This is a genomic window from Fusibacter ferrireducens, assembly GCF_015352425.1.
In the GTDB taxonomy this organism is placed as follows: domain Bacteria; phylum Bacillota; class Clostridia; order Peptostreptococcales; family Acidaminobacteraceae; genus Fusibacter_A; species Fusibacter_A ferrireducens.
In genome coordinates this window covers 1-8776 of sequence record NZ_JADKNH010000033.1, presented here as the reverse complement: position 1 = coordinate 8776, position 8776 = coordinate 1, and the positions used below count along the sequence as shown (strand labels likewise).

The following is an 8776-nucleotide window of genomic DNA, read 5'->3' as shown; positions in this document are numbered from 1 at the left end:
ATCCTCATATGTTTTTACTAATGTTTCACATCTACTTATTGTCTTATCAAATTTATGTAGAGCTTTAGTTCCCATTTATATACTCTCCCTTATTTCTAAAAATGTCCCATAACGTTCCCGCGATTACCGAAGTCACTCCTTTTGACCCTTAGGGCAAAAGTGGCACTGGCCTTGCCTCGCAAGGGCTGTGACATCAGAGTGATTTTGGTAATCGGCGTGTTATATGATGGAATTTTATTTAATCAATGTAACTATAGAGGTAATGCCCGCAATGGTGTTTTTAACTTCTTCAGGGGCCTTATTCATAAATTCATTATAATCACTGGTATTTCCAAGAATAATATATGGTTGGCTCAGCGAAAATTCAAAATCTCCTTTTACTCTCCACTCTCGCTCATGAGTCCAATCAATGATATTTTCTTTATTACTCAAATCGTAATTGACAATTCTCCACCACTCATCCTCATGTAACATTTCTTTTGCCACTTCTAATTTTTCATAAATTACAGGTCTACCACCTTTTTTAAATACATAAGACTTCAGAAAAACTAAGCCATTATGCGAATACCTAACCTTATTCCCTAATTCTTCTCTGTACGTCTTTTCATGATTTATATTCTGTGCAACACCATACTGTGGCGCATCTTGAAAGCATACTGCTGTGTTAGAACCATGAATAAAGCCACTATTGCTGCTACCGATAATTTTTTGCTCATTTAAAATTTTAATTAATACTTCTACAGATGACATTTCTTTTGTCTCACGAGTAAGATGTGTTAACGTAAGTGTTATATCTGATCTATAGTTAAATCTCTTTCTCCATTTTATTTCATCATATGCCATATATTATTCCTCTCAATAAAATTCTTTCATATAACGTTCCGGGGATTCTCGAAGTGCCTCGCTCTCAGCGTTCGCTTGGCGACGGTTTTGATCCAGGTTCACAAAAACGGTGACAAGCGATTAGCGGAGAATTGGCGTGACTCTTGCCTCAGGCTCGCATGAGGCATGCCAATAGAGGCATTTCGAGAATCCTCTGTTATCTGAAGTGTTCTTTTTATAATGCCTCAGACTCTAACACTTGCTGCTCTAAGAAAGCCGACAACCTTCTAATAACAAAATTATGTATCGTCATACTTCCCTAATTTTACTCTCATAGATAACACTTAAGACCTCCAATTCAATAAAAACATTACTGAGACGCAAGCTTTTATGAAACGGTTCCAAATTAAATCGGTACAACCTAATACCTGCTACCAAATGCGACTCAGCTTCCGGCCTCTTTGAAACCACTAGACTACCATTACTTAAAAAAATCTTGCCTATGCTTTCTTAGTCGATAAGCTTCTCGTTAAATCCTTTTAATCTCATATCATGTACATTCGGGAACCTATATGCTTAATGCATTCTAAACAACGTCTGATCCTAAATAACATTTACCTAATTTCAATCGTAGTATAGATACCGTCTGTGATCAACTTTTTTCAATAAATAAAGTTTGTTTTTCTCACCATGTCGGTTCCCATTTCAGGATAACGTTCCCGCGATTACCGAAGTCACTCCTTCTGACCCTTAGGGCAGAAGTGGCGCTGGCCTTGCCTCGCAAGGGCTGTGTCATCAGAGTGATTTAGGTAATCGGCGTGTTAGAAGTTGGTTTTCAATATTCCATTTTGGCTCTTTTTTATGTACTCACTGATTATTGGTAATACGGGCGCACTTATATTCTTTGGAATATCATCAATCTTATAAAATTTAGCATCCCGCCCCTCAGATTTCTCTACTTTTATTTCACCTTTATAGGATGTACATAGATAGGTCACTGTCACATTATAAACTTCATTCCCATCTGGATATTTATAATATAGCTGTTCACCTGAATATACATTGAAAAGTTCTAGTTCAAGACACTCAATGTTTATTTCTTCTAGTACTTCTCTACGAGCTGTTTCTTCCATACTTTCGCCTAATTCCATCGCCCCACCTGGAAGTCCCCACCAATCTCTGTCAGTCCTATGATGAAGTAAAATTTCATTTTCTTCATTAATTATTATGACATTAGCTCCACACATTATGATCGGCTGCGTCCCAATATATTTTCTTAAACTCGATATATAGTCCAATTTTATGCCCCACCTCATTCAACTTTTTTCCGATTCATTTTCCTAAATATAAAACTGAAAGAATTTCTATATCAACTGCAATTTGTACAACCTACAATACTTCCGATAATATCTATAAGTATATTGAAAACTTTCTTCTAACGTTCCCGCGATTACCGAAGTCACTCCTTTTCCCTTAGGAAAAGTGGCGCTGGCCTTGCCTCGCAAGGGCTGTGACATCAGAGTGATTTAGGTAATCGGCGTGTTATAGGATGAATCTGTACTGTTTTAACCACTATTAATATCCCCACACTTCCATAATAGGTCTGAAAGCGTTCGCTTCTATTACTGCATTTTCTGTTATTTCTTCAAATGTAATCGTATTCATTAAATTTCGTTTGAAAAAAATATTTACATGCTTTTGACTTCCATCATTCTTAATTAAAGATATGCTCAAACATTCTCTTTTGTCCTCTACATTTTCAAGCGATTCTTCTTTGTTATATCCTACAAGATCTTGGCTTACCCATGTCTCAAAAATTGTAATTAGCGCTCTAGATTTATTATCCCTTACTAATTGAGCTAGTTTATGCATAATAATATATTTCGTGGACTTGTCATTAATCTCTAAACCAATCATTTGTGGAGATCCAGCATTGTCAAAGATAAATGCCATGGAGCGATGATACTTGTCCTTTTTTAATACAGCTTTTGATTGTTCAATAATCAATTGAAATAATCCATCTTCTGGTAACACTTTTTCATTCATCTTTTTAGTTTCAGTTTTAATCCCATATCTTTTTATAGCTTTTTTAGTTATAGTATCATTAATTTGCATTGACTCAGTCCTTACTTTACGAATCGATAAGTCTCCAGCCGAAAAAGAAGTTCTTCTAGCTTCGTTGAAATCTTCGATACACTTCAATCTACCATCTATAAATTCACATTCATGAAGCGAATCAGATATTGAACATTCATTTAATGATACTCCGAATTTCTCATGGGCATCTTCTACAAGATCGTATAAAAATTTGAAACAGTAATTTAGTACACTTACCAACTCTGTTTCGGGAAATGAATTCTCGACCCATTTCCGTTCAACTTCAACAATCATTTCCAACTTAGAACTTATCGGATTAATAAATTGGTTCTCTATTAGAAACTGTAATATTATATTATTTGGAAGATCAATCGGAATAGCACAATGTTCAACTAATACTTGTTCATATGTATAAACTTTTACCTTAGCAACACTACTAGATTCAAGGTCTTTCATATGCACTATTGTAACTCGCAAATCATTTAGCCATTTCATGATTTTATCTTTTTTCATTTTATTTTGCCAAGATAAATACCATTCATCAAATTCAGAACCAATGGAGTTTTTCTCAGCTTGTAATGCAAATGTTAAATTTCTTATTGCTTGAATTGCAGCATTTAAGTTCACTCTAAATGCTTCCGGATTAAAATAGTTATTAGCTACCTGATGAATAAGCATGTGTACCTCATTCAATCTCTTATGTGTATTTGGAATAATGCAATTGTTTTTATTCATTTTGAGTCTCCTCGTATAATGGTATGATTAATTGTGTACAGATTTTTCCTATAACGTTCCCGCGATTACCGAAGTCACTCCTTTTCCCTTAGGAAAAGTGGCGCTGTCCTTGCCCCGCAAGGGCTGTGACATCAGAGTGATTTAGGTAATCGGCGTGTTAGAAGTTGTGCGAAAATAGTTTGAACGTTATGTCTATCATAATTTTTGTATATGATTTAACGGTGCCCATGCTTTTAGCCCATCACTATTTTTCTTAATTCCATAGATCCAGCCGTTTAGTTCTTTATCAGAAATTATTATCTCACCTATTGTTAGATCAAATTCAGTAGCATCATAATTCTCTAGTACTTTTCCAATCTTTCCTTCTTTTTTTATTATTTGTGTTGGAACCCATCCTTCCAGACTATTCCCTTTGCAAAAAATCCACCCTGCCCAATCTCCATCTTCATCAGATTCTTCAAGACACTCAACTATATCACCTATTTCTAATTTAATTGGTGAGTTCATGTCGGACTTTCTCTCTTTAATAACTTTATATTCAATCATAGTTGTCTTCTTTCTATATTTATTCGTCTTTCAATATTTTTTGACTATTTCGTCAGCACATCGCCAGTATAACTGAGATTATCATTACCATTTTGATTATAATTACATGATATGATCAATAATTAAAGTGTCCTTGTAGCTTGTCCTGTTTGTTAAATCTAATCTCTGTATAGGTTGCTAGAGCAACGTTTATTCGTGTTTGTAGGCAATTTTGATACCTATATTAGGTTTGATGCTATTAGCATGATATAATCATTTGTATTGGTATTATAAAGATTTTATCGTCTTTTATTTTCGCATTTCTTCTAACGTTCCCGCAGTTTCCGACGTTCCTTCTTTTTTACGCCTTAGCGGAAAAAATGGCGCGGTGCTTGCCTCGCAAGAGCTGTGACATCGGAAGGAATGTCGGAAAATGTCGTGTTATACGATGGAATTGACGTTAACTATGAACGGCTGTAATACTCAGCTTTTACAAGTTGAACAGATATCCGCAACTCTTCAGTTCATCATTTCCAATTAAGATTAATTTATCTTTTATGTGTGTTCCACCCAAATGCTCATAAAACTTTCTTGCCCTAATATTGTCATTAAAGACCCAAACAATTGTCTTTTTAATGCCAATTTCTTTTAACGCTAGTATGGCAGCTTTCATCAATAGCCTACCAATACCTAGCTTTTGGTGCTCTTGTAAAATGTAAATCGCATATATCTCACCATCTACATCATCATCCTCATTGGGCACCCCAAATTGTATGTAACCAAATAGTTTTTTACTTTTTTCATCTTCATACACAAGCATATAATTGCTGCTTTCTATCAAATAATTTCGAAATCGGTTTGCCCTCTCTTCATAATTTAGGCTAGATAAAAATTCGTTATTTACAATTCCGCTATAGGCTGTTCTCCATGTATCAACTCTTATCTTTGCTATGTTCTCAACATCTGATATTTTAGCTTTTCTAATCACGGTTATCACCAATCCTTTAAATGTATAAAGCATTATTGACTTGTCAATTCTTTCGTATAACGTTCCCGCTATTACCGATGTTCATCCTTTTGACCCTTAGGGCAAAAGTGGCGGAGTCCTTGCCTCGCAAGGGCTGTGTCATCAGATGAATTTTGGTAATAGTCGTGTTATACGCAGTTAAAATTAATCTATATATGCTGTATCTCTTACTAAAGTTTTCAATTGCTCTTTTATACTACTAATTTCCGTCACTAGTTTACTTGACCATGGTTCTGTTAATGCTTGTTGTTCCAAAGCTTTTAATTTCAATACCATTAAATGCATCCTTAAAGTATTCGTGCGATTTGGGAAGAAGGTAACCATTTCCCAATCTCGGTATAAAAAAGGGTTCTCTTTATAAAATATTCTTTCATTAAGTTCGTCTTCTGTTTCACTAAATTCTTTCAGAACACTAATTAAATCAGAATTCATATTCTCATAACTTTCACTTATGTACTTGTGAAAATCTTCTAATCCTTCAAGTACTGATTCTATTTCATTAAGATTTTCCATAGAAGTAGATGGTTTCTTCCAATCTAACTTAAAATCAGGATAATTCTTATTGGAATCAAACGCCTCACTAATTTCATCCCATATTGTTTTAAAGTTTAATTTGTCTACATCAATATTTTTATCAATTAAGTAGTTTCTAAATGAGTTGTTTAATCCCTTAGAAAAAATCTGCTTATCTGAAAATAAAGAAACAAAATGTTCATTCATCAAATTAGTCCTAAATTCATCTAGCTTTGATGCACTTTCACCTTTATCAACAAACTTCGAGGCTATTTGGTAATTATCATCCATAATTAAAATAAGCCTATCAATATTATGTCTCTTAGCTTCTAGATATTCTAATTCTGTTATGGATTTATTATATTGCGGGGCTACATATCCATATCTATGTCCAATGATTCCAATATATAAGTCGGATTCTCGTACTTTCTTAAGACACCTCTCTAAAGGATTTTCATTAGATGCTCCCCAAACTTCCATTGTTTGAATACTTGAAGCAAATTCATTAAAATAATCAAACGTGATTTTTCTTAAATCTATCAAATCGATGTAAGTTGAGCTAATAAATATCTTCATCAAAATTTCTCCTTAATTTTAATTGCGTATAACGTTCCCGCGATTACCGAAGTCACTCCTTTTGACCCTTAGGACAAAAGTGGCGCTGTCCTTGCACCGCAAGGACTGTGTCATCAGAGTGATTTAGGTAATCGGCGTGTTAGACGATGTTATAATTACCATGATTGATAAGATTTGTTAATCAAAATCTTAATCAGGTCGTAATTATCTTGTAACTCTTTTGATGATAAACGAATTCTGTATCTTCTATCCCTATTGTCATATTCCATTAAATCTAATTCCGATTCATTTATTAAATCATCAATCTCATCAGTACGTTGGAGTCTAATCTCCATTCTTATATGTTTTTTCTTAACTCTAAATACAATAAAATTTTTCGGAACTCCATTTTCGGTTAAACCAATGTAAGCTTTGTTATATTTCAGTTTAACATCTTGATACTCTAATTGAATTATATTCAATAATTCATCAACTACAGCTACTGTTTCTTTTGTTCCTATCTCCTCCCAGTATTCTCGACTCGCACTTTCAAATGTATTTTCATCATCATCAATCAACCCCAAGGTCATTTCATCTATTACTTTAGTAAATATTAATCCTAATTTACCGTCCACCTCATACGCATTCATTTGAATTCCTATGATCGGAATGTGTCCATTAAATAGTTGAAGTATATTTAAAAATCGACTTGTAATATCTTCTGCTATTATCACTGCACAATGGTCATATTGTGGATATTTTCTTCTTTCTATATCCCAGTACTCTATTGTCCTAATAATATGACTTTCATCAAGTTTTCCTAATTGGATTTCCACTTCATATCTTTTATATGTCTCAAGATCCTGTAATAGTAAGTCCAATCTTCCTGCATTTGATTGAACACGCTCTATATCTTTTAGTATCAATTCACCTAAACCAAGTATTTTCGGATCACCAGCAATAATTTTTTGAATGGTAGATTCATTAATATCTTTATGATTTTTTAAACTTACTTTTTTGAAATCTATAAAATCTTTCATTATTTTCCTCCTTGGTAATTCTAATTTCGTCTAACGTTCCGGGGATTCTCGAAGTGCCTCGCTCTCAGCGTTCGCTTGGCAACGGTTTTGATCCAGGTTCACAAAAACGGTGACAAGCGATTAGCGGAGAATTGGCAGAGTTCTTGCCTCAGGCTCGCACGAAGTCTGACAATAGAGGCATTTTGAGAATCCTCTGTTATACGATGCCGCATGCTCTTAGTCTTAAATTTACATCGTGCATTAATGGTGGGACACCTTAGGGTCTCGCCATTACCTTGCCTTTGATCACAATTAACCAATACTTCTTTTTTCTTTTACAATCGTGATGATTTTTAGACAATTATACAGTCTTTCTTAGTATCATCCATTTGCTCATATTAAATTTTCAACTTTCTTTGTGCGGTTTCGTAATAACGTTCCCGCAGTTTCCGACGTTCCTTCCTTTTAACGCCTTAGCGGAAAAAGTGGCGCAGAGCTTGCCTCGCAAGGACTGTGACATCGGAAGGAATGTAGGAAATTGTCGTGTTATACGATGGTTTTAAACATTTATTATCTTCTAAGTTTAAATTTATCAATTTCCATTTTCTTCTTTTCATCAGCACTATAATATTCAAATATTGTTTTATTGTTACTAAACTTTCCACTCTTGATATAGTTGAATTCAAATGTGTTCATGTCAAACTGATGCTTATATCCATTTTGTAGTATATCTAACAATGTAAGTCTAACTCTCTCATATCTAAAATAGTTTTTAATGGCATCATACATATATATTCTATAATGTTGATACGGAACTAAACTATTACTCCTCTCAGTCCAATACTTTTCAAACTCTCTTTTATTATTTATAAAGTCAACCTCCTCTTTTTCACAGAGTTTGCAGAACTCTATCAGATCGCTTTTTAGATCAAATCCTATGTAAAAAAAGTTAGTACTATCAAAAGTGTCAACCGAAGGGTTTTTTCTTTCTATTGTAGTTCCAAGTATATTAGACGATAACGAATAGTTTACATTCAATCTTAGTACATCTCCAATCAAAGTTGTATATGCACCATTAGTATAATCAATACCATTCTTAAAATTCTCATTAAACCATTTTGTTTCAGTAATTGCTTCATTTTTACGTTTAAGCCTTTCTAGTTCACTATATGCCATGACAGTCTCCCTTTAATGCATTTATTTTGTATTTACTCCATCTAAACCTATAAAAATAATATTCTCTATCTTATTTCAGAATATTCACAGTTGAAAATCCAATTAATGTTTTCATTTTTAATTTGAAAATTTGTTCACTGATTCATCACAATCTGAACGTTTAAAACTTTCGTATAACGTTCCCGCACTTACCGAAGTCGTTCCTTTTGACCCTTAGGGCAAAAGTGGCGCTGATCTTGCTTCGCAAGAGCGGTGACATCAGAACGATTTCCGGTAAGTGACGTGTTATGTGATGAACGGTTAAAAT

At 34.0% G+C, this 8776-nt stretch carries 8 protein-coding genes; all 8 read right to left on the bottom strand.

What is annotated here, in order from left to right:
• Positions 1–234 precede the first annotated feature (234 nt).
• A complete protein-coding gene (locus ISU02_RS23535; RefSeq protein ID WP_194704315.1) occupies positions 235–843 on the bottom strand; it encodes a DUF2971 domain-containing protein in 609 nt (202 codons plus the stop codon).
• Positions 844–1643: 800 nt separating this feature from the next.
• A complete protein-coding gene (locus ISU02_RS23530; protein WP_194704314.1) occupies positions 1644–2120 on the bottom strand; it encodes an NUDIX hydrolase in 477 nt (158 codons plus the stop codon).
• Between the two features lie 277 nt (positions 2121–2397).
• On the bottom strand, positions 2398–3654 hold the full coding sequence (locus ISU02_RS23525; RefSeq protein WP_194704313.1) for a hypothetical protein: 1257 nt from the start codon (positions 3652–3654) through the stop codon (positions 2398–2400).
• A gap of 195 nt (positions 3655–3849) precedes the next feature.
• Positions 3850–4200 carry an SH3 domain-containing protein gene (locus ISU02_RS23520; RefSeq protein WP_194704312.1) on the bottom strand — a complete coding sequence of 117 codons (351 nt, stop codon included), beginning with the start codon at positions 4198–4200 and terminating at the stop codon, positions 3850–3852.
• Positions 4201–4669: 469 nt separating this feature from the next.
• Positions 4670–5167: a GNAT family N-acetyltransferase gene (locus ISU02_RS23515; protein ID WP_207736527.1), complete on the bottom strand. Its 498-nt coding sequence runs from the start codon at positions 5165–5167 to the stop codon at positions 4670–4672.
• Positions 5168–5350: 183 nt separating this feature from the next.
• Complete coding sequence (locus tag ISU02_RS23510) at positions 5351–6295, bottom strand: DUF4062 domain-containing protein (RefSeq protein WP_194704310.1); 945 nt, start codon at positions 6293–6295, stop codon at positions 5351–5353.
• A gap of 155 nt (positions 6296–6450) precedes the next feature.
• On the bottom strand, positions 6451–7314 hold the full coding sequence (locus ISU02_RS23505; protein WP_194704309.1) for a hypothetical protein: 864 nt from the start codon (positions 7312–7314) through the stop codon (positions 6451–6453).
• A gap of 549 nt (positions 7315–7863) precedes the next feature.
• Positions 7864–8469, bottom strand: a complete 606-nt coding sequence (locus tag ISU02_RS23500; RefSeq protein ID WP_194704308.1) for a hypothetical protein — start codon at positions 8467–8469, stop codon at positions 7864–7866.
• Positions 8470–8776: the final 307 nt, after the last annotated feature.